The following is a 21,113-nucleotide window of genomic DNA, read 5'->3' as shown; positions in this document are numbered from 1 at the left end:
TTTTAATACCCTAGTACATATGGGGCAAACTCCTGTATACATCAATAATATATAGTAAGATTTACATTCCATTTAATTACATAGATACTAAGTTAGAAATATAAACTAAAACTAAAACTAAAACTCAAATAAAAATTCTAAAAATATTTTTTGAATATTTTTATTGCTAGCCACATTTATCCCCAGCAACCTCCTCTGCGGATACTTCACCACCGGCCCGCGTTTCCCTAGCTTTTCACGCAGGCCGTACTGGTGAGTTGCACCTATCCGTTCAATGCGACTATTGCTAAAACTCACCTCTGCCATATAGGGTGTGGCTTTAGTTTTCAAATAGCGCGCCGTGCGTATTTTGCGAAACATCTTGCGCTTAACTCGCCCTTTTTTGTCACGCTTTTGCGGCTTACGAGCCTCATAGGGCGATCCGTCAGGGTTTAGCTGCTGCTGGATGCGCTTTTGTTGAGACTGGCGCAGCGTTCGCGCCCATTGTTGGGTCAGCTTGCGGCGCTGTGCGGGAGTGAATTTTTCCAGCAGCCCCATCATCCAGTCTTCCAACTGAATAAAATCACTCATTGCCAGCCCCACTCGTCAGGATCTGCTGGGTTTGGTTCACCAACGGCCTCGACAACCAGTTGGCCGTTTTCCTCTTTGATGATCACCCGCTCGGTCAGTTTGAGATCAATACTGATATCACTGGTCGTGTTATTAAGAATATCAGCCTCAAAGGTAAAACCGTCTTCACGGCGTTCTGGATTAGCCAAAATGTCCGGCTGATGTTGGGTTAACCATCCAAGTATCGGGGCCATCAGCAGATTTTGGTCACCCGCAAAATTCATCACAATCACGTTCAGCGTATAGCGATATTCAAACGACAACGATGTAGCCAACGTTGAAACGACGCTGCCGCTATCAATAAAAATACTCAAGCATTCTGGGTTATTCGCAATAAACGGCACTGACTTATTCAGCGCCTGCCGTAAAGACTCAGGCTTTTTCATGATGGTTTTCCTGACAGTCCACAATCATATCGACCTTAGCGGCACAGACAGCCCAAGCAGCCTCTGCAGCATCGCCATCATCACGGAGTTCGCCGTTAGTCTTTGGTGCTCTGGCGGGCAGCAGGCAGCGCGTCACTGTCGGACACGTAAGCGTGATAACCTGCGGCCCCGACAATGGCGGGCCGCTGTTGCAACCGGCTAATGTCAGCAGGCAAAGGAGTGTCAGCCCAGCTTTTAAGCTCCACATTTTCATTGATGAGTTCCTTAATCCGCTTGTCTTTGGTTTTCACTGCAGCGCTCAACGCCTCGGCCTGTTGCTGCAACCTCACCTGATAGCGATCATTTGCTTGCGCTATCACGTTGATGGCCATCAGTTGATTGTTTTTATCTGCTACGCTTTGCAGTGCCTGTTTGAGATCTTTTCCCTGCTGGCTGACCGTATTGTGCGCCCTATCCAGCCGCCACGATTGGAACAGCAACGCGCCCAGCAATACCGACGCAATTACCATCAGTACGCGCATCACCTGACTCCTTTCATACAGTGCGCCTGCTCCCGCGCGCGGCGGTTCTCTAGCCCTTTATTTTTAACGCCGTTAACGTAGACCCAGCGCGGTAACTGCGCACAGGCTCGCCGCCAATCTCGTCCGTTAATGAAATACGCCAGCGTTGAACGACACGCGGCTGCGGTGCCAACGTTAAAGCCAAAACTCACCACTGCGTCATAGACCGGTTGGGGCATGTTGACCGCCATACAGCGATCAATTGCCCGTTCAGTTTTGGCAACGTCGGCCACCAGATTTTCCGCCGCCTGCCGTTCGGTGATAGCACTCTTTGAGGTCACGCCCGCCGTGTGTCCAATGCCATTGGTCCAGACACCTGCGCTGCACTGGTAAGGCGTCAGGCGGCACCCTTCAAAATCGGCAATCAGTCGCAAACCATCGTCTGACACCTTCAAATGCTGGGAGCCAGATACCAAAGCAACCAGCGCCAGAATGACTCCCACCGCACAGCGTTTAACGGTTGAGCTGTTCATAAATATCCTTACTCAGTGCGTCGGTCTTATCTTTGAAAAGCTGAAAGGTTTTGCGCCGGTAGTACCAATTGACAAAGAAGGTGCCAACCCCCAACACCGTACCGGACAGAAAAGCCACCTCTTGCACATTCAGCCCGCCGAGCCATGCCAAAAACACCGCGAGGCAATAGGAAATAAACGTGGTGATTTTTTCCATCTGTTAGTCCCATAGCTGCACGGTTTGCGTCGTCGGCACGGACACCACATCCGGCAGTTCGATCTCCATCCCGTGGGGTAAAAAAGGCCCGACCTCGGCAAGTAGCGGATTTGCAGCCAGCACAATTTCGGTCATGCCCTGCGTGCGCCCGTAGTACCGCCAACACACCGCATCCACCGTGTCGTATTGCATGGCTCGCACGCGCATTAGATAAGCTCCACCGTTATGTGGGCCTTACCCTGCAGGCGTTGGACCGCCCACTGGGCATCTCGCCAAAGCTCATCAATGCTAGACACCATGTCTTCGGCGCGTTTGCTGCCTGATTTAGTGGTGTCAATATCGGGATAACGCTCGGTTAAATTGGCCTTGGTGCGGCAATACACCGCGCGCCGATACCAGTATGTAAGTTCACTAAATCCGCCAATGGTCGCCGCAGGTACATCCACCAGATTGGCAAAGCCCAATAACTGCTGGCGTTCTTTGTATAAAGCCAGCTCGGCGTTGGTTTCACAGATGGCAGACAGTGCGGCTTCTTTCAGGCGCTCATTCGTCACGACACCATCGGTGCGCATGGCTAATCGGTAATGCTCCAGATCGACATCCGGCCAAAACGGGGTATTGGTGATAATCCCCGCCTTACTGTCTGGCTTTTCCGGTGAAACAAAATCCATGCTGTTGTCCTCTGAATGGGTAGGCGGTGGACGGGATTTTGATGAGGCTATCGCCTGTCGCCATCCCGTGCCGCCTCGCGCGTGGGCACGTTCGGTTATCCGTTGTTGGCTTGGCGGGCAATCCGCTCTAGTTGTTCCATATCCTTTTTCACGCCACAGTTCTTATCGAACAGGAACGCCTTACTGATATGGTGATAAGCCAACACCGGCTGATTGTTATCGCGTAGACCATAGGCCAGAATTTTGTGAAGTTTGGCGCGGACTTGGTCGGGCATGTCATGCGCGTCTGTGATTTCCAGCGTGCGCTGGATAAGCCCCACGTCCACCGGCTGCTTGGCGGCGTAGTTTTTTGTCATGGCGTCAGCGATTTCCTCGGCCACGGCGCACGCCGTTTGTCGGTTATAGAGCGATGGCATCACCAGACCGTGTTTAAGGGCATACTCGGCAATGTCTAATGCGCCACTAAAATCACCGGCATCCACCCGCCAGATCATGACGTTCATTAGCACATCATCCTGCGCCCCTTTTCCGCTCTTCAGCGCGCCCGCCACCCAAGGTTGGTAATAGGGTAAAAGTTCGCGTTTGATTTCGGCCTTGCGCATAGTGGACTGCACCCGTTTTAACCGGCGCTTGTCCTCTTCAAGTTTGAGCAACATTTGGTTGTAGGCTGATAAATTACGGAGAGTGGAGCCGCCCAACTGGGCGGACTCCTCAGCCTGAACACGCATCACATGTCGCCGTGCAGGACTCAACATGATTTACGCCTTCTTGCCGTCAGACTTTGTGGTTTTGTCGGTTGCGGTTGGTTCTTCCGGTTGGCTTCCCGCTGGCTGTGATGCAGCTTCCTGAACAGCGTCACCGGTCACCGAGTCGGCTTTATCACCACCTAGTTTTTGCGTCAGCAGCATGATGGCATCAGCCAATTTTGCGGAATCAACGCCCTCTACGCTTTGAACATCGGCAGACATCATTGCGGCGCTGGGTGCTGGCGCTTCCACCGGCCCCATCACGATATTTTCAATCAGCGCCACGCAGCGGTAATCCTCTACCACATAGGCTTCATTGACCGATTCAAGGTTTTCGATACGGTCACGTTTTGGGTTATCGATCACCGAGCGGCGGCGGGTGTCTTCTTGCCAATAGATAGAGAGGTTATCCAGTCGGGTGATCATCAACGCATTCGGCGGGAAGTACGGCGCACGTACCGCTTGCAGTCCGCCCATGCGTTTCTGGCTAATGATCATATCGGCGGCAAGCGCTTCACTGTTTTCCTGCTCTTTGTTGACCAGCGGGAAATACTTGTCAGCAAGCAGAGCGCGGCCACAAATCACCACCAGACCATCATCATCCTGATAAACCGGATCGATAATCTCATCAACCGCGTTCATCACCAGCGCGTCAAGGTTGGCATAGGTGCCACCTTTACCCACATGAATAACATTCTTCACGCTGCCATCTTCGTCCGTCACGCCTGCCATGACGTGTGTCGGTGCGTCTTTGCGGATCTTTTCCAGCCAGCCCACGTTCACATCCTGCAGCATGGTATTGACTGCGCGGTTAGAGGTCTTTTCGCGCTTCAAGCCGTTAAACCCGATCATGATGCGGTCCAGTGCCTGACGCTTGATAATGGCGTTACGGATACGCAGTTGGAAGTCTTGGAACTTGGCCCACATGTCCAATTTGGCGTAAGTCAGCGCGGTGTCGAAATTGGTCTGCTCGCACTTGTACTCAATATCACTGAACGCCGTCGGGTCGGTGGGTTCACGCTCTTTGTCTGCGGTATTGGTGGTGCCTGCAATGGTGGTCCCGACGCCCAGACCGAGCAGCTGGCCCGATTGTTCCGGCACAGGGACGACATTGACCAACGTCAGGAAGGCGGCAGACTGCTGGATCTCATCCTCCAGCGTCTGGTTTACCGTCGGCTCTACGGTGAACTTGGCGGACAGATCGTCCATTGCCACACCGTTGAGTTCCGCCAATCGGCTTAGAAAGGCGTTAAAAGCAAAGCGGGTATTCTTTTTCATGCAGATGTTGCTCCGTTAGCAGTTAGTTTGTTCTGACGCGGAATGACTGCCACCGGCAGAGAATGGACGTCGGCTTTGATTGCCGTCTTCGGCACTTAGGCGCGTGGTCAAGTCGTCCAGTTTCTGGCCGTATTCCGCCAGCCGTTGTTCCAGTTCGCCCACTTTGGCAACCTCTGCGGATAGCGTGGTGACCTGCTCCGCCGTTCCCTGCGCTTCCTTCGCGCACAGCTCTACCGCCTTATGCACATTGTTAAAGCGGGCTTCGTCGCTCACCTGCTTTTTGCTAAAGATGTCCATAACGCGGTTGAAGATGTTGGGCTTAGATTCCCCCACCTCTTCGAACTCGATCACGGTTTCTTCTGCCACGGTGAACAGGTTATGCGGGTTGGCTTTGCGCTGGGCCAACGTGCTTTCACCGCTGGCGCTAAAGCTCAGGCGCTGGGTGCCAAGGCTGGCGGGATCGTCGGTGACGGCAAGGCCGACCAAGTAAGCAAAGCCCAAGTCTGAAAACTCGGGATCAACCTCCATCGAGGTGTAAACCTTTTGGCTTTTCTTATTGAGTGCGACCAGCTCCGGCGTGGGTTCGATTTCGGCATACAGCGCCATACGCCCAGCCAGTGCACCGTCTTTAATTTCTTCGGCAAAAAGTCCGGTGACATCGCCATAACGGCCAAATGAACCATCAGGGGAATAGGACTTGATGTGCTCAACGTTAACCCGTGCGCCGTAGACGTCTGGGTCATAGTTTTCCGCCATCTGGGTCAGCCATTCGCGCTGGATTTTGCGGCCGTCAGTGGTCGCCCCTTCCACCCCGACGCGAAAACGCTTTGATTTAGTTGCCATCTATCAAGCTCCATTCTTGTGAACGTATCAGAGCCACTATGTTTGCGGTGATGGGGGTATGGAGACAACGCGGGAGAATTGTGGGGACGCTGGCACAATCAGCGGCAGCGGTGCAGGCGTGATTGGGTCGGTAATCTGGCCGCATGAATACGACAACGGTAAAAACTGACCTCGATCCCCGCCGTCAGGCTATGTTCCTGTACTTTCAGGGGTTACGCATCGCCCGCATTGCTGAAATGCTGGGAGAGAAGCCTGCAACCGTACACAGCTGGAAAAAGCGTGACAAGTGGGGCGACATTGGACCACTGGATCAGATGCAGTTGACTACCGCTGCACGCTATTGCCAGCTCGTTATGAAGGAGCACAAAGAAGGAAAGGACTTTAAAGAAATTGACCTGCTGGCGCGCCAGTCCGAGCGCCACGCCCGCATCGGTAAATTCAATAACGGCGGCAATGAAGCCGACCTAAACCCCAAAATCCGCAGCCGAAACAGCGGAGAACGCAAACAACCTGAAAAAAACGCGTTCACTGATGAGCAATTGGAAAAGCTGCAGCAAATCTTCCATGAAACGCTGTTTGATTATCAAAAACACTGGTATCGGGCGGGCATCGATCCCGATATTCGTATTCGTAACCTGCTCAAATCGCGCCAAATTGGAGCCACCTACTACTTTGCCCGTGAAGCGTTACTGGATGCGCTGACCACGGGCCGCAATCAGATTTTCTTATCAGCCAGTAAAGCGCAGGCGCACGTTTTTAAGCAGTACATTATCGAATTTGCCCAAGAAGTGGACGTGGAATTGAAAGGCGATCCCATGACGCTGGGCAATGGGGCCTGCCTGTATTTTCTTGGCACCAATGCCCGCACCGCGCAGAGTTACCACGGCAATCTGTATCTGGATGAGTATTTTTGGATACCGAAATTCCAAGAGCTACGTAAAGTGGCATCGGGCATGGCGTTGCATAAGAAATGGCGTCAGACCTATTTCTCTACCCCTTCCAGCCTCACCCACAGCGCTTACCCGTTTTGGTCAGGTGCCTTGTATAACCGTGGACGCGCAAAAGCGGACCGCGTAGACATTGATCTGACCCACAACCATCTGGCGCGCGGCGTTCTCTGCCCTGATGGGCAATATCGTCAGATTGTTACCGTAGAAGATGCGGTAAATGGCGGATGTAACCTGTTCGACCTCGACCAGTTGCGCCTTGAATACAGCCCGCCAGAATATCAAAACCTGTTGATGTGCGACTTTATCGACGATCTGGCCTCGGTGTTTCCGTTGGCCGATCTGCAGGCGTGCATGGTGGACAGTTGGGAAGTGTGGGACGACGTGCAGCCGCTGGCGATCCGCCCCTTCGGCTATAACCCTGTTTGGATTGGCTATGACCCCGCCAAGGGAACGGCCAACGGTGATAGCGCCGGTTGCGTTGTCGTGGCTCCGCCACCTGTTGCCGGTGGCAAGTTCCGCATTCTGGAGCGTTTCCAATGGCGCGGCATGGACTTCCGCGCACAGGCTGAATCTATCCGCCAACTGACAGAAATCTACAACGTGACCTATATCGGCATTGACTCCACCGGCATCGGTCACGGGGTCTATGAAAACGTGAAAGCCTTCTTCCCTGCCGCTCGGGAGTTTGTCTACAACCCGAATGTAAAAAATGAACTGGTCCTGAAAGCCTACGACGTGATCAGCCACCGCCGTCTGGAATTCGACGCCGGACACACAGACATAGCCCAATCGTTTATGGCGATCCGTAAATCCGTCACCGCCAGCGGTAACCGTCCCACCTATGAAGCCAGCCGCAGTGAAGAAGCCAGCCACGCCGATCTGGCGTGGGCCACCATGCACGCCTTACACCATGAACCGCTGGAAGGCATGACCGCCACTAACACCAATATCGTGGAGATTTTCTAACTCATGAGCCGTAAGCATAAAACCAAAACCCAGTCAGTGGTCACCGCCACTCAGCAAGCACCGGCAGCAGAAGCCTTCACCTTTGGCGACCCAATCCCCGTACTGGACCGCCGCGAATTATTGGATTATCTGGAATGCTCCCGCGTCGAACAATGGTATGAACCGCCGATTAGTCTAGATGGGCTGGCACGCACGTTCCGCGCCGCCACACATCACAGCTCGGCCATTTACGTAAAACGCAATATTCTGACCAGCACCTTCATTCCGCATAAACTGCTTAGCCAGCAGGCATTCAGCCGCTTTGCGCTGGATTATCTCGTGTTCGGCAACGCCTATCTGGAAAAACGGAAAAATCGACTTGGCGGCACGCTTTCGCTAGAACCTACGCTGGCAAAATATATGCGCCGAGGTGTCGATCTCGATACTTACTGGTTTGCCCAATATGGCTTTAACACCCAGCCGTACCCCTTTGAAACCGGCTCAGTGTTTCATCTGTTCGAACCCGACCTAAACCAAGAACTTTACGGCCTCCCCGAATATCTGGCGGCTATCCCATCGGCGCTGCTCAATGAATCCGCTACTCTATTCCGCCGCAAGTATTATCTGAACGGAAGCCATGCAGGCTTCATCATGTATATGAGCGACCCCGCGCAAAACCAGTCTGATGTGGACAATATCCGTGCGGCTTTAAAGCAGTCGAAAGGACCCGGCAATTTTCGTAATTTGTTTATGTATTCGCCCAGCGGGAAAAAAGACGGCATTCAGATCATCCCACTCAGCGAAGTGGCCGCAAAAGATGAATTCCTAAACATCAAGAACGTCAGCCGTGACGACATGCTGGCTGCACACCGCGTTCCACCGCAAATGATGGGAATTATCCCCAACAACACCGGCGGCTTTGGCGACGTTGAAAAGGCCAGCCGCGTGTTTGTACGAAATGAATTAATACCCCTTCAAGAAAGGATTAAAGAACTCAATGAATGGTTAGGAGATGAAGTCATTAGATTTGCGAAATATACACTCGACGACATAAGCTAATTTTTTATAACAGATGGTGTCATCATATAATGATGACACCATCACACCTAAAACTTATCAATTTCCATACATGAAATGGCATCATTGAAAATCGAAAAATGCTCATCAGGAACCACTGCAGAAGCCCCACTGGTTAATTCAAAACTAATCTTTGAATCAAGGTAAAACCCTCCAGCTTTTATTTTATCGAGCTTGAATTCGCCATCCCCAACAAAACCCTTCAAATCATGCAAAGCATCGCCACTAGAATTCAATTCCAAACATGCTCTTGTTTTTTCAGTGACAGGAAGATTTGATACTTTCACTTTTGAAATACCAAATACCTTCACACCGAAATTTTCTCGAATGACTCTCATGAAAGCTTTAAGATCTACGGCTAAATTTCCATAAGCAACATTTAACCCTTCGGCCTGAGACAAAAAATCGATAAAAGGTTTAACTGTTTTTGGAGGATTGTAAAAAGTTAACAAACATATTTTATTGCTGAGAGTTTGGATTGAAAAACTAATCTGATCAAATACAACCCTTTCAAATTCCAACACATCACCAAATGGATCGGAAACCGGCTCTAAAACAACAGATTTTTTATTGAAAGTTGCCGTTATACCATTATAAATGGTTTCATACTTAGTAAAACCAGCACCAATAGCATCAGAATAAGGCGTGTTTTTGATAAAATCAAAAACAGCCTCAGGGCTGGTCCTGATTTTCAATCTCATCCACTTCAATCTTAATTGTGACATAGCCACTCCTTATGATGTATTAGCTAATTTCCATTATAATAGAATAAGCTCTACTTTCAATTAATTTATTGAATCGCTCAAGTTCTCTACCAGAAAGTTTTTGCGGCTTACTGAAATATTGTCCGTTTGCCTTATATTTCCTAACTCCCTTAACCAAATATGAGAAATTAGTACAATTAAGAGGATCGCCAAATTGGGCCTCAAGCTCAAATATATCTGGATCTGCCAAGTTCTCCTTGACCTTCCATTTTATTTTCCAGATATAGAATCCTCTATCATAAAGATCACTTAACTCATCAGATTTAAGTACTCCCTCCCCCTTAAGTGATGCCCTAGACACGTGCACTCCAGTTTCGGTGTTTCCATCCTCAGCCTCTATAGTTTCAGGCTTAGGGTGATATACATAAGCATCAGTAACATCCAGTAACTCATAACCATCAAGTGTACGGATTAATTTATCGAAGAATAAAGTTCTAACATCAGCAGATGTATTATGAGAGAGAGAAATTTCGTTTAATTTTAAGTCAAGGTTACTATCATCCGCTTGCTCGTTCTGAATAGCGCTGATATGCCCCAGTAAGAGTGCCTCGTAATCTTCAAGGTTTTCATTATCTGGACGCCGGATGCTGTAACCATCATCAAGAGGCTCAATTTCAATTAACGCCTCTTTATTAATAGCCTGTTTGAAATCACTTTTGCTATAATTAGTTGAAAGATACCTAATATTAATAAGAACTCGCGACCCATCCACGATTATTTTACAATAATCATCCTGCTCGGTAATTTCTTTCTTAAGTTTTTCTGCCGCATCTATAATACCTTTCTTATCTATACCAGTCTCAATTCGTACACATGTAATTTTTTCTGTCCTTGTCTGACCACCTAGCAGGGTTGCAATTTTTTGATGCTCGTAATAATCATGAGTCATTCGAGAATAGTTTCTTGCCAATTCTTTTCGAGGAGTTTTTTTACATATTATCGTTCCCCTCTCTAAGAAAAGGTCTTGAATTTCATTTAGGGTAATTTGCTTTTGGTTTAAAGCATCATACAAAGCTTTATCAGTTACGCTGTGAATATTTTTCATTTCGGCTCCCAAGAGATAACTTCCGCAGAAAAGAATTCTTTTACTGTAGACACAACTTTCACGTCTAAATCTTCAAGCCTCTTTTTAGCTTCTTCATCTAACCCATACTCATGTGCAAATTTTTCAACCCCACGTTGAAAGTGTGAGAGAATCCTCTCATCTTTTTCACGATAAGCCAGCCTTATCCTAATTTTATTTATACCATCAAGGATTTGATAATTTGACAAAACATCTAATAAATAAAAGAATTCATTGTCGCTATTTCCTTTTTTGTTGTAATACACAACAAATCCTTCTGGATATACTTCCTCTTCAATACTTTTAGCTCTATTATATTTATAAACAGCACCATGCTTGATAATTATGAACGGTGATGACAAAACTTCTATAGTAGCTGGGAGATATTTTTCAGTCACAGCAACCTTATGAAAAGTCAGTTGAGGGTAATAGAATCCATATTCTTCATCAGGAAACTCTTTCTTAGAAATCAAATCATTCATATCATTAGTTATTGCCAGCATATAATTAATCAGAAACGGATCGATTATATGAATTTGCTGACCTGCGGATAAAGGAATCTTTTCTAAGTTGACAGCCTTATCTCTTCTTCCTTTAGCGGGTTTAGGTGGATTGAAAAAATCATAAAAATCATGTTGTAACTGATTATCATGATTAAAAACAAACAATAAACCTCGAACTTCACAGTCGATTTGAGAAAAATTATATTTTTCTGACCACTCAGGACTATAGCGAGCACATTCAATAGTTTTTGCTAATGACTCCAATGCAGATTCTATTTTTGATGCATTTATTGAACCTGCTTTATAACTTTTTAAATCAGTATTTAAATAAATGACTTTGTTTAAATATGGGTCTTTATAACTAAATACAACATCTACAGGATGCGTGTGCTTCTGTTTCTTACCTTCAGGCTTATGTTTAGCCTCATCATCACAAAGGAAATCTTGGTCGCAGGGACCATGCTGCTGCCACTTAAATCGACTCAATAGATCCTGTGATATGCGCTTTGCCAAATCTTCAATAGGGCCGTTCTCTGCCATTTGATTTCCTTACTTTTTTTGCAGACAAATCTAATTGAAAGATAAAGGTAAGCTTTTTTACTTGCAAGGACTTTAGACCTAACGTGAGACGCAGAGCGCGCGCTCGTATCCCCGCCACGCCTGCCCGCTTGTTCTATGGTTTTTCATGCAGTTGCATGACATAAGAAAAAGCCCGCCAATCTTGACCGGCTGCAGCAAAAACTCACCTCAAAAGATCATGCGGATTCATGCAGCATAAGCATGCAATGGATGGCGTTTAGAAAAAAATACACGGCATATCATACGTTCTTACATCTCCCTCTTTTTAAACCACCTGTTATGACATATTTTAATTCCATCAAAAATCAAATATGTAGATTACAGAACCTACTCGTTATAAAAATCAGGAGCACGAAAGATGGCTGTTCATAAATTCTCTGGAGCATTTTTCAAAAATATGCAGGTGGAGTGGCCCTGCCCAGAATGCGGTCAGAAAACCCTGCAGATCATCACAGAAAGTTTCGTTATTCATGACACGCATGATACCAACAAACACAGCAGTGAAGATTGGTTCGAACCAGAAATGGATCGATCAATTTTTAGCTGTATGGCTCGCTGTTCAAGAAGACAATGTGGTGAAGTTGTGGCCTGTTCTGGAGATAGTGGATGGGAGCAACAAGGTTGGGATGATGGTACATCTGATGATGGTTATTACAAGTGGTATCACCCTAAGACCTTCTTTCCATCATTACACCCTTTCGAACTGCCAACCAAGTGTCCTGAGGAAATTGCCGAACCTCTCCAGGCTTCGTTTTCGATTTTTCTCATGCAACCAAGTGCAGCCGCAAACCTCATTAGAATTTCAGTAGAAAGGATGCTAACAGCCATGGGGGTAGCAGAACTCAAACAAAATGGATGGCGCATTGGCCTAAAAGAGCGACTTGGAAAAATCCCGCCATTGTATGAATCATTTTCTGAGCACCTTATGGCAATAAAATTTTTAGGCGATGCTGGAAGCCATAATTACGATAAAGTGAATATCAGGGATATTGAAGATGCTTTTGAGATTATGGACTACGTTGTAAATGACTTATTTTCTGGGCGGAAGGAGTCAATTGAAATTCTGACAAAAAGATTAAATGATAAATTTAAAGAAGAATAATAATACAACATATGGCGATCAACACTTCGCCTCGATAGATAATCCGGTGATTATTGTTTTTTTTAACCATTGCTAACACCTCGCAACGCTGGTTGCTCAACCTTACCGACGGCAGAATCAAGTAGTGCCGTCGATAAGGTTCCTCAATGAAGCCAGCTATCATCCTCCCAGACCTGCTGCATAATCCCCATTACTCGTATATTGCCCTCATCCTGATTTAACCCACTCAGTTCAACGCCGTGAGCGCTGCCCTTAGGATACGAATTGTTGTTTTTGAGTACAGAAGGCGTTAATTACTGTAAATCTCGGTTCAATGGCGTCCAATGTGGACTGGTTAATCCTCTTCTCTTTATCGATACAGAGCCAGCTTAAATTATGACGTCTATGGACTGGCTATATTCATGGCTGCGGATTTTCGCCATGAGCTCGTCAGCCAGCTCTGATATCCACTGGATAACCAGCCCCTTTTACATCGTTACACTCACTAGCGATAAACTGTGAGCACCACGAAAACGCGCATTAGGAAATTGTGGACCAATTTTCTCTTCCTTCTCATCAGCTAGTTCGGCCATTACAGGCTGTGACACTTTAGCCTGTTTATCAAAAGCATCTCTAGTCCCATACTCCCCCTCGATTTATTGCATAGCATATTTGAATTTACTGGTACGACACTGACGCTCTTCGGCGTTCTTCATCGTCATAATTATCCAGCTTGTCGATCAGCTGCGTGGTCAGTTCATTAATCCAGACCAGTGCCAGTTCTTTATCATCCCCACTACATACGTCCATCGACACAACCCGTGCGATGAGTTGGATACGCTGCAATGCAAGAGACTCCGTGAGAAGATCAGACACAATTCCTCCCCCCCTTCACTACTTACTGTGTATTTATACAGTATATCAATAGATTTTAAACGGGAAGAAGTTTTTGACCAAAATATGATACCGATTAAGAGTTACCGTAAATAATCCCCATCTGTTCACGGGGATTTAACGAATAGACAACGTAATAGGCTGTTAGATAACCGCTTTATCTTCGGCTAAATGCTATTAGCTTCTGAATTTTACTCAGATTAATGCGTGCTTTTTCTAACCTTTCTTTATCAGCAACACTTTGACTCTGTTCTGCTTGCTCCCTGACATAATCAGCCAGATAGCGCTTAAGACATTTTTGTTGATGGCGCATATTAGCGACATTGCCGCGCTGGTCGATCATCTCAGCAATCTTTAGAGTTTGCCGTTTATCTTTCGCCTTGCGCTGGAAAATTGCCCCCGTACTATCCCCTCGATAGATTGCATCCTCTACCTGTACGGAGTGGCCTGTTGCCATGCGCCATGCTTCTGTTTGTGTCAGCTCTATACCGTAAATCGCCATATCCTCTGTAATTCTTCCCATGGCATCACCTGCAGCGGCCAATGCACCCGCTCTTTTTTCCATACGGCGTTGAATAGTTGTGGCGGATTTACGGTGTTCCTCTTCCAAATCAGGGCTACCCGTAAAGCCTTCACGCTGATTTTTCGGTTTAATTCGACCTTCGGCCCTAATTCTGAGCAACATCTGCCGCCGTTCTTTCGGGGTAATGTTGTCAAAATCCAGAGTTATCGGTTCTGTTGTGTTCGGTGTCGGGTCTAGCGATCCAGATCCCCCCGTACAGTTATTGACAGAACTCCGAGAGGGCGCAGGAGCGCCCAAAAGGTCAACGGCCAAATCAAGGGCACGTTTCGGCACAATCTTCCACTGCACCGTGCGGGTAATAATTGGGATGTCCATGCCAACAGAAGGAGAGAAAACACCTTTAATCCGTGTCGTTTCTTCGCCGTACTCGTTCAAGTCCTCAGCCGGTTCGTAATAAGTACGCACCACCAGATCGTCACGGCGAACAAATGGACCACCCTGCGCGTTGATATATCCCGCCCAGTCGCCCACATCGGCCGCATCATGCACAGCCGCAAACTCAACGCTTAGACCAAGCGCAGTTTCAGGATCAGCCATGCGGCGCAGTTCACGATAAACCGATACCGGCGCACCACCGATAAACTGAAACTGGCGAATACGCCAACGTGCAGCCCACGCCGATACGGCGGGAGCCATTTCTTTTAACGGTTGTTTGGTGTCATCGTCCAGCTCATCATCTAGCGCATAACCATCAATATTTTTACTGATGTATTTCGCCACATAACCTGTGGCACTGCCCTTGTCAGGGTCGATGGCCTCCGCGTGAAAACGCGCTTTTCTGGCCTTATCGCTGTTCAATTCTTTGCTGTCTTCTTTGAAGGCATAATCACGCAAAATCTCACGCACGCGATCCACGTTCTCTGGCTCCATAAACATCAGCATGTGCCAGTGAGGGGTCCCATCATGATGGGGTTCTGCAACGCGAATGCCGAAAATCCGCAAGTCCTCACGATGCAACTTGGCCCGCACACGTTCCCAAACGCTGCGCAAATAACGCTGCGTGTCTGCGGGACTTGAGCCAGTCCATTTGCTATTGCTATAACCTGCTTTCGTGGTTGCGTGATATTTAGACGGTGCGGTCAGGGTATAAAACTCCCCGATATAGCCGAGTTGATTACAGATATTTTCAAAGCCACGGATACGAGTCATTAACTCGCAGCGACGGATCGCCGGATTTGCCACACTGCCATCATATTTGTCGATCAGGCTGATCCGGTTGCCTTCGGTGTCTTCCAGCTCCATGCCTTTCAAGAATTCACGGGTACGGCGTTTTTGTTCCCGCCATTCGCCTATTGTGGTACGGCTGGCGTAGGGGTTGCCTTTTTTGCTGACGTTACGCAGCGCAATCTGCAGATGCTCACGCCATTCGTTTGACTTCCGACGTAAGTGATTACGCCACCATGTTGGTGACGTCATTCGGAAAATCGCGGAACTGGCCTCCGCCTCAATAAATACCTTGTTGTTAATGCGATCCCATAACGGCGGTGTTTGGCCCAACTGCTGCGTGATAGCACCGGCGCGCTGATACATCGCCCAACCCAGACGCAGATCACTGGCTTCTGGCATTTGGTCACTAATAAATCCCAGCTCAAGCCGCATATAAGTAGCCGTGTCTTCCGCCAGCAATTCAACATCTGCGCGGGACATATCAGGGAGTTTATTAAAACGGCCAAACAGGGAGGCATTCCCCTCAGTCATTTTTGGCAGGCGGTAGCGCTTAGTGACTAATTCAAGGCGTGGCAATGTGCGCTTAACAAATGAATTGATTAAGTACGCATTGGCTCGCTGAATCCCGTGCAGATGTTCAAGATTATCAACACGGCGGGAAATATCCCTGCGCACGCAGCTGGCCTGCTTCTCCAGTTTTTTATGCGCATGTGACAACGCCGCGATCAGGCGATCACGGCGGTTAGCTTCTTCAATAGCAAGTTCGTAGGCTTCGCTTTGGCTCAGCGGCTTATTTCTAAGCCGCTGGTAGAATTCGTAATACGGTGACTCTATGGCTGGACGTGGTGCGTTCCATGGGTAAGCCCACTCTGTGACATCTGTCATTCACACACACCTGCATACACACTGCTACACACAGTTTTATCGTTGGTAGCGGCAAGTAAATCGAATTGGGAACCACCTCGTGTTGTCATCGCCCAGTCACGATATGAAGCTATTCCGTACTTTTCGACAGTGATGGCATCAATACGTTTTTCCGAACGCATTGGGTCATGTGTGGAAGGGAAAAAAGTTGAATTTCCACGACGAGAACAAGCAGCAACAAGGCGTTCCCATTCAGCAACGCGAGCAATTTCCTCTGGCCAGCGCGCAAAAATCTCCGCAAGTTCAGATTTTCTAGCATGGATGCAAGGCATGCAGCCAACGCGGCTACAACCTTGCAAATAGAGTGGGTTCGGTTTAACACCGTGACGCTTCGCTAATTCAAATACATCCTCATGGGTCCAGTGAAGAATTGGGCGGTAGATATGTAAGCCCAGAGTATTATCCGCATCTTCTTCCCACATAGATAAAGCAGCTCTGGCAGGAGATTCTTGAGCGCGAACGCCCTGCCAACTTATTACCTCGTCATATTTTTCCAGAGCAGGCAATACAATCTGAGTGCGGATAGGTTCATGCTTGAGGTCAAAAGTGCAAAACCTTGCCTTGGTGGATGGGAACCGACCTTTCCACATACATAGGTCGAGGAAAGGATTTCCGGTTGGGTGAAGAATTTCCAGCGCCCGTTCAATACGTTCTGCCGCCTCATCAGGAGACATTCCGCATTCTTCGACCAAAGACTCGGGCCATTTTTCAGATATAAATTTGCGCTTTCCTTCAATTTGACGTGAAAAATCAGCTTTTACTCGAGTAATTTTCCCTAGCTTAGACTCTAGATATTCTAGGTATTCAATGGTCTGGGGATGCTCATGTCCTGTATCCGCATGAGTAGGTGCATGCGCAGCACCAGACTCGATTGCAAGCAGCCAATCAGCAAGGCTATCTTTCCCTCCAGAAATAGAGACGATATTTATCGTATTATCTGCAAAGCAGCGTGAATCAACCATGAGTCACCCCACTGGCAAAATCCACACCCACCCAAACTTCATCGCCATTCATATCAATATGCAGAGGCTCAAGACCTAGCTTAATAATCAGCTCATCAGCAGACTTTCGGCTGCTTCCAGCTCCGCCACAGCTACGGCGTACTGTCAGTGGCTGCAAATCAAAGTCGGAATAAAGTGACCTTACAGACTGGTTGTCATTGTTGGACGCAACACAAAAGCAGCCTGAGTAAGACAAACGACGTAATTCACCAGCCAGTTGTGAGTGCTGCTCATAACCAAAACCATCTTTGGTGTAAGCAGTAAATTCTTGAGAATGGTTAAAACCAACACTTGAAACAGATGCTGGGAGGTAAGGCGGATCGCAATAAACTACATCCCCACTTTTTGCCATCTGCAATGTTTCTTCAAAGCTGGCGCAGATAAAGGCGGCTTGCTTTGCCTTCTTAGCGAATGCGCGGATCTCATCCTCTGGGAAGTAGGGACTTTTTAATTTTCCGTAAGGGGTATTGAACTCACCTTTTTTGTTATAACGGCACAGACCATTAAAGCAGTGACGATTCAGATATAAGAAATAAACCGCGCTAGTAAATAAACAGCTGCGATCTAAGTTGAATTTATTTCGTACTTGATAGTATGAAACATCATCCTTGTTGTTTTCGAAAACGCCTCTTAGTTCTTCAATAAAGAACTCTGTATTTTCCTGAATGACCTGATACATATTAATGAGATCAGAGTTCACATCAGCAATAAGGTATTGCTCATAATCTGTATTCATCATCACTGAACACGAACCTGCAAACGGCTCTATTAAACGCTTACCAACAGGCAAGTGCTTTTTTAATTCAGCCATCATGCGGCTCTTGCTACCCGCCCAACGTAAAATCGTTGATTGGATACTCATAATGCGGCCCCTTTATAGTGTTTACCTTTCAGTTCGTTAATCTCCTGACAAGTCACACAGCAAGTGACCCCAGCAACCGCCAAACGGCGCTGCTCTGGGATAGGCTCGCCACACACTTCACAGATGAACGCAGACGCGCCAACCGTCCGAGCAGTAGCGCTTTTAATCTGGCGATCTAGGATTTCTTGTTGGCGCTCCTGCGCCATGTCCATTTGGTCAGCCATTAGTGCAACTCCTGCGCCTGATGCTGGATTAATTCACTTTCTTTGCGCAGCAGCTCGGCCACCTCAACGTGGTTTAGCTCCTTGCCCTGAATGTGGTTTGCTAAGTTCTGCAGACGCGCGGCCATAACTTCGCCACGGTTACGACGCTCATCCATACGGGCATTGGTCAGTAAAGCTTCCAAATTGAGGTCCACTTTCGTTTCTCTAACTTCGATATTTTTCATTGGTCAATCCTGTTTTTAGATAAATGGAGGTCCGGCGGGTTTACGCCAGTTTTTTCTTTAAGAGTTAATTAGGCATTGCGAGACGTCTTGGAAATAAACTCACGATTGCCTTTAATTGATTCATTGCACCAATTAACGCTTTAATTTCGGCAGACGTCAGTTCACTAAATTCGACATCATGACGATCAGCCGGAATCTTAGCTAAATAAAATATTGCACCCAATCCGCGCTTATTATCTAAATAGCAGGCGTCAGTGGTATCGCGCATATTTAAAATAAAACGCTGCAAATCTTTACCACCATCATCACCAAATAGTTTTCCGCGAATCGCCGCAACATGATTCAAACCTTTAAAGCGATCACCGGCATTTATTTGCACAGTGCGCGCAGCTTCTGTGTTAGCCATGTAACCCCCTTTTCCTTACTTTTCATTGCATCAAGCAGTGACTGCTGATTTCTTGAAGGATGCCAGTGCGTGCCGTTCTGTAATTCAACCCATCCATGACTTGCATGACATTGACGCGATGGACTCTGACGCTTCAATAATGGCGCTACTGAAATAGTCATAAACACCTCAGTTCATGCCTAACGTCGCACCGATGCCAGTTAAAGCATCAACAGCAGACGATAAGGTGGGATTAGACTGGACACGTGCCTGCATAGTAATTCCGGCCAGCGTTAAGCAGCGAACAGCTGAATTTACAGTGCGCTTAAAGTCAGCAATACGCGCCATATTCATATGACCGCCAGCAACTGTTTCGGCTGCTAATTTGCCTACTTCTGCCGTGGCACTCATCACGTAAACGGGCATTTTTTCGTTTGATATTTCGTTAACTGGCACTGATGGCTGACATTGCATCTGGGCAAGCCATCCATCTAAAAGAGTCGGGTCTTCGGTTTCATCAGTCAGACGCATAAGATCGACGCATGTCAGCTGATGTGGTTGCTCTGGATTTAGTTTGTTGCGCAGCATTTGCTGGCTCATGCTGATACGTTCGGCAATATCTGCAATCTTGCCTTTATGCGTATTGGCAAAAGCCCGACATGCATCATCAAAATGAGATTGTTTGGATTCTCGAAAATCAAACATGGCAGAAGCCTCCTTATCATCCCAAAATGGAACTTGTTAGGCTTGCATTGCGACTTCGCAGCCAGAAGCAGCTTCGATTGTCAGTGCAAACATGTTGATTTCGATAAGGCTGTTTACACCGGCTTTTTTCCTGATTGGCAGGCGGTTTTCCTTAATCATTTGGCGAGCATAGCTAGGTTTATACCCAGTGCGACGACAGAACTCATCCAATGTGACATATGGCTCAGACACTACAAGATTGATACTAGGGCGCATTGATAATTTACGATTCATGATGCACTATTCCTCAGTTTTGGTGATGAACTCACTATTCATCACTATTCGTTAGCATTACACACATAACTTACGATACGTGAATACTAGGATTCAAAATTGGAACAGTCAATAAATAATTTTACTAATCGTAAATCAATACAGCTTCCGGAAGGCGGCAAAGATCCAATTGAACGCATTCTTGCAGCCTATGGATTCACGTCTAGATTGACACTGTGCAAACATCTAAATGTTTCTCAGAGCACCATGGCTAACCGCGTAGCACGAGGCAACTTCCCTGCAGACTGGATAATTATTTGTGCAATGGAAACAAACGCTACTTTAGAGTGGCTGACTTTTGGTCAGGGGCCAATGTTTGCAGATAAGAGTGACGCCCAAAACCTCAGATTGGAACACAAAACAATCACAAATGGGGTAGTCAGTGCGGCAAATTGGGTTAGTGTCGATGCCAGTCTAATGCCATCAAACCTAAAAGCTCCCTTTTTAATCACATTTGAAAAGCAGCTCTATGTGGTAGATCAGTTCGATGAAGAGATAAATGATGGGCTATGGCTGATAGAGTTTGATGGTTTTACCAGTATCCGAGAACTTTATCGCTTCCCTGCGGGACGTATCCGTGTAGAGAATGGCAAAGCATCTTTCGAATGCCACGTTGACGAGATAGCAGTCCAAGGAAAAGTAATCAGTAGAACTGAGTTTATTAGTGAGTAACTCATGAAAGAAATGAACATAGCGGCAGCGGTATTTATATTTTCTAGCTTACTGGTAACTCCCTGTTTTGCCGATCTTTCCTCCACCGTTAAATACACTGTGCCAGATAAACTATACAGCATGCTCGAGAATGATGGTTTTAACGATACTGAGTTAGACGAAATATCGGTGGAAAACGGCTCTCTCGTCGTAATGTTCGACTCCGAAAAGCTAAATATCCCTAGAGCCTACAAAACAATAGCGTCAATTTGTGATTATACGAAAGAAAACCCTAGTGAATGGGATGGCCGCGAATTCACTACGATAGAAGTGATGCCCTTCCTGCAGTCCGTCCGATTGATATTTAATGGCGGCATTAAAAACTGCTTAAAAATCCCATTCAACGCAAAGAAAGAAACCATTGCTAGCTTTACGGAAATAAAGCGGAGTTATTAAA

General features: G+C 47.2%; 28 protein-coding genes and 3 pseudogenes. 5 read left to right on the top strand and 26 right to left on the bottom strand.

Features of this window, described 5'->3' with window-relative positions; translation table 11 throughout:
- Positions 1-117: 117 nt before the first annotated feature.
- The 11 genes and pseudogenes from AB3Y96_RS03230 to AB3Y96_RS03180 all read right to left on the bottom strand — a co-directional run bounded on the left by AB3Y96_RS03230 (position 118) and on the right by AB3Y96_RS03180 (position 5,762).
- Positions 118-570: a phage virion morphogenesis protein gene (locus AB3Y96_RS03230; RefSeq protein WP_367298480.1), complete on the bottom strand. Its 453-nt coding sequence runs from the start codon at positions 568-570 to the stop codon at positions 118-120.
- Positions 567-995, bottom strand: a complete 429-nt coding sequence (locus AB3Y96_RS03225) for a phage tail protein (protein WP_367298479.1) — start codon at positions 993-995, stop codon at positions 567-569. The genes AB3Y96_RS03230 and AB3Y96_RS03225 overlap by 4 nt, the downstream gene beginning before the upstream one ends.
- Positions 982-1,248, bottom strand: a complete 267-nt coding sequence (gene lysC / locus AB3Y96_RS03220; RefSeq protein ID WP_367298478.1) for an Rz1-like lysis system protein LysC — start codon at positions 1,246-1,248, stop codon at positions 982-984. Before lysC ends, AB3Y96_RS03225 begins: the two co-directional genes overlap by 14 nt.
- A pseudogene (lysB, locus tag AB3Y96_RS03215) lies at positions 1,172-1,504 on the bottom strand (Rz-like lysis system protein LysB); the annotation flags it as partial. The gene lysC and the pseudogene lysB, both read right to left, overlap by 77 nt.
- A gap of 11 nt (positions 1,505-1,515) precedes the next feature.
- Positions 1,516-2,028: a lysozyme gene (locus tag AB3Y96_RS03210; RefSeq protein WP_367298477.1), complete on the bottom strand. Its 513-nt coding sequence runs from the start codon at positions 2,026-2,028 to the stop codon at positions 1,516-1,518.
- On the bottom strand, positions 2,009-2,224 hold the full coding sequence (locus tag AB3Y96_RS03205) for an HP1 family phage holin (RefSeq protein WP_367298476.1): 216 nt from the start codon (positions 2,222-2,224) through the stop codon (positions 2,009-2,011). Before AB3Y96_RS03205 ends, AB3Y96_RS03210 begins: the two co-directional genes overlap by 20 nt.
- A gap of 3 nt (positions 2,225-2,227) precedes the next feature.
- Positions 2,228-2,431: a tail protein X gene (locus AB3Y96_RS03200; RefSeq protein ID WP_367298475.1), complete on the bottom strand. Its 204-nt coding sequence runs from the start codon at positions 2,429-2,431 to the stop codon at positions 2,228-2,230.
- Positions 2,431-2,895, bottom strand: a complete 465-nt coding sequence (locus AB3Y96_RS03195; RefSeq protein ID WP_070714847.1) for a head completion/stabilization protein — start codon at positions 2,893-2,895, stop codon at positions 2,431-2,433. Before AB3Y96_RS03195 ends, AB3Y96_RS03200 begins: the two co-directional genes overlap by 1 nt.
- Positions 2,896-2,990: 95 nt before the next feature.
- The gene (locus tag AB3Y96_RS03190; RefSeq protein WP_367298474.1) at positions 2,991-3,650 is read right to left on the bottom strand and encodes a terminase endonuclease subunit; all 660 of its coding nucleotides are present in this window, start codon (positions 3,648-3,650) and stop codon (positions 2,991-2,993) included.
- Between the two features lie 3 nt (positions 3,651-3,653).
- Positions 3,654-4,919 carry a phage major capsid protein, P2 family gene (locus AB3Y96_RS03185; protein ID WP_367298473.1) on the bottom strand — a complete coding sequence of 422 codons (1,266 nt, stop codon included), beginning with the start codon at positions 4,917-4,919 and terminating at the stop codon, positions 3,654-3,656.
- 15 nt (positions 4,920-4,934) lie between these two features.
- Positions 4,935-5,762, bottom strand: coding sequence for a GPO family capsid scaffolding protein (locus AB3Y96_RS03180; protein WP_367298472.1), 828 nt, complete (start codon positions 5,760-5,762; stop codon positions 4,935-4,937).
- Between the two features lie 143 nt (positions 5,763-5,905).
- Here AB3Y96_RS03180 and AB3Y96_RS03175 point away from each other — a divergent pair, with 143 nt between their 5' ends.
- Together AB3Y96_RS03175 and AB3Y96_RS03170 are read left to right on the top strand one after the other, a co-directional pair.
- Positions 5,906-7,678: a terminase ATPase subunit family protein gene (locus AB3Y96_RS03175; protein WP_046358760.1), complete on the top strand. Its 1,773-nt coding sequence runs from the start codon at positions 5,906-5,908 to the stop codon at positions 7,676-7,678.
- 3 nt (positions 7,679-7,681) lie between these two features.
- Positions 7,682-8,716 carry a phage portal protein gene (locus AB3Y96_RS03170; RefSeq protein ID WP_367298471.1) on the top strand — a complete coding sequence of 345 codons (1,035 nt, stop codon included), beginning with the start codon at positions 7,682-7,684 and terminating at the stop codon, positions 8,714-8,716.
- A gap of 47 nt (positions 8,717-8,763) precedes the next feature.
- On the opposite strand, the gene AB3Y96_RS03165 is transcribed toward AB3Y96_RS03170, so the two are convergent.
- The 3 genes from AB3Y96_RS03165 to AB3Y96_RS03155 are packed head-to-tail and all read right to left on the bottom strand — an operon-like array spanning position 8,764 to position 11,604.
- A complete protein-coding gene (locus AB3Y96_RS03165) occupies positions 8,764-9,459 on the bottom strand; it encodes a hypothetical protein (protein WP_367298470.1) in 696 nt (231 codons plus the stop codon).
- A 19-nt stretch (positions 9,460-9,478) separates the two neighbouring features.
- Positions 9,479-10,543: a hypothetical protein gene (locus AB3Y96_RS03160; protein WP_367298469.1), complete on the bottom strand. Its 1,065-nt coding sequence runs from the start codon at positions 10,541-10,543 to the stop codon at positions 9,479-9,481.
- Positions 10,540-11,604, bottom strand: a complete 1,065-nt coding sequence (locus AB3Y96_RS03155; protein ID WP_367298468.1) for a hypothetical protein — start codon at positions 11,602-11,604, stop codon at positions 10,540-10,542. The genes AB3Y96_RS03160 and AB3Y96_RS03155 overlap by 4 nt, the downstream gene beginning before the upstream one ends.
- Positions 11,605-12,001: 397 nt before the next feature.
- Here AB3Y96_RS03155 and AB3Y96_RS03150 point away from each other — a divergent pair, with 397 nt between their 5' ends.
- On the top strand, positions 12,002-12,745 hold the full coding sequence (locus tag AB3Y96_RS03150) for a DUF4145 domain-containing protein (protein WP_367298467.1): 744 nt from the start codon (positions 12,002-12,004) through the stop codon (positions 12,743-12,745).
- A 143-nt stretch (positions 12,746-12,888) separates the two neighbouring features.
- Here the strand turns inward: AB3Y96_RS03150 and AB3Y96_RS03145 are convergent.
- The 12 genes and pseudogenes from AB3Y96_RS03145 to AB3Y96_RS03090 form a co-directional block, all read right to left on the bottom strand.
- Positions 12,889-13,102: pseudogene (locus tag AB3Y96_RS03145) on the bottom strand (DinI-like family protein).
- Between the two features lie 11 nt (positions 13,103-13,113).
- Positions 13,114-13,212, bottom strand: a pseudogene (locus AB3Y96_RS03140) (levan regulatory domain protein); the annotation flags it as partial.
- A 190-nt stretch (positions 13,213-13,402) separates the two neighbouring features.
- A complete protein-coding gene (locus tag AB3Y96_RS03135) occupies positions 13,403-13,600 on the bottom strand; it encodes a hypothetical protein (RefSeq protein ID WP_118938591.1) in 198 nt (65 codons plus the stop codon).
- 175 nt (positions 13,601-13,775) lie between these two features.
- Complete coding sequence (locus tag AB3Y96_RS03130) at positions 13,776-16,253, bottom strand: replication endonuclease (protein WP_367298466.1); 2,478 nt, start codon at positions 16,251-16,253, stop codon at positions 13,776-13,778.
- The gene (locus AB3Y96_RS03125; protein WP_367298465.1) at positions 16,250-17,254 is read right to left on the bottom strand and encodes a phosphoadenosine phosphosulfate reductase family protein; all 1,005 of its coding nucleotides are present in this window, start codon (positions 17,252-17,254) and stop codon (positions 16,250-16,252) included. The genes AB3Y96_RS03130 and AB3Y96_RS03125 overlap by 4 nt, the downstream gene beginning before the upstream one ends.
- Positions 17,247-18,155: a DNA adenine methylase gene (locus AB3Y96_RS03120; protein WP_367298464.1), complete on the bottom strand. Its 909-nt coding sequence runs from the start codon at positions 18,153-18,155 to the stop codon at positions 17,247-17,249. Before AB3Y96_RS03120 ends, AB3Y96_RS03125 begins: the two co-directional genes overlap by 8 nt.
- A complete protein-coding gene (locus AB3Y96_RS03115; RefSeq protein WP_118938589.1) occupies positions 18,152-18,379 on the bottom strand; it encodes a TraR/DksA family transcriptional regulator in 228 nt (75 codons plus the stop codon). Before AB3Y96_RS03115 ends, AB3Y96_RS03120 begins: the two co-directional genes overlap by 4 nt.
- Positions 18,379-18,603, bottom strand: coding sequence for a DUF2732 family protein (locus AB3Y96_RS03110; protein ID WP_367298463.1), 225 nt, complete (start codon positions 18,601-18,603; stop codon positions 18,379-18,381). The genes AB3Y96_RS03115 and AB3Y96_RS03110 overlap by 1 nt, the downstream gene beginning before the upstream one ends.
- Positions 18,604-18,667: 64 nt before the next feature.
- Positions 18,668-19,009 (bottom strand): DUF5347 family protein, encoded by a 342-nt coding sequence (locus AB3Y96_RS03105; protein ID WP_367298462.1) that lies wholly within the window; start codon positions 19,007-19,009, stop codon positions 18,668-18,670.
- A complete protein-coding gene (locus tag AB3Y96_RS03100; protein ID WP_367298461.1) occupies positions 18,973-19,170 on the bottom strand; it encodes a phage filamentation protein Fil family protein in 198 nt (65 codons plus the stop codon). The genes AB3Y96_RS03105 and AB3Y96_RS03100 overlap by 37 nt, the downstream gene beginning before the upstream one ends.
- A 7-nt stretch (positions 19,171-19,177) precedes the next feature.
- Positions 19,178-19,693 (bottom strand): phage regulatory CII family protein, encoded by a 516-nt coding sequence (locus AB3Y96_RS03095; protein ID WP_070714875.1) that lies wholly within the window; start codon positions 19,691-19,693, stop codon positions 19,178-19,180.
- 36 nt (positions 19,694-19,729) lie between these two features.
- Positions 19,730-19,966 (bottom strand): regulator, encoded by a 237-nt coding sequence (locus AB3Y96_RS03090; protein WP_234609737.1) that lies wholly within the window; start codon positions 19,964-19,966, stop codon positions 19,730-19,732.
- Positions 19,967-20,065: 99 nt separating this feature from the next.
- On the opposite strand from AB3Y96_RS03090, the gene AB3Y96_RS03085 reads away from it, so the two are divergent.
- The gene (locus AB3Y96_RS03085; protein ID WP_367298460.1) at positions 20,066-20,677 is read left to right on the top strand and encodes a phage repressor protein CI; all 612 of its coding nucleotides are present in this window, start codon (positions 20,066-20,068) and stop codon (positions 20,675-20,677) included.
- 3 nt (positions 20,678-20,680) lie between these two features.
- On the top strand, positions 20,681-21,112 hold the full coding sequence (locus tag AB3Y96_RS03080; protein ID WP_367298459.1) for a hypothetical protein: 432 nt from the start codon (positions 20,681-20,683) through the stop codon (positions 21,110-21,112).
- Position 21,113 lies beyond the last annotated feature (1 nt).

The sequence above is a fragment of the Hafnia alvei genome (genome assembly GCF_964063325.1).
Lineage (GTDB): Bacteria > Pseudomonadota > Gammaproteobacteria > Enterobacterales > Enterobacteriaceae > Hafnia > Hafnia alvei_B.
Note: the sequence above shows the minus strand (reverse complement) of the source record. Positions and strands in the feature narration are given on the sequence as shown.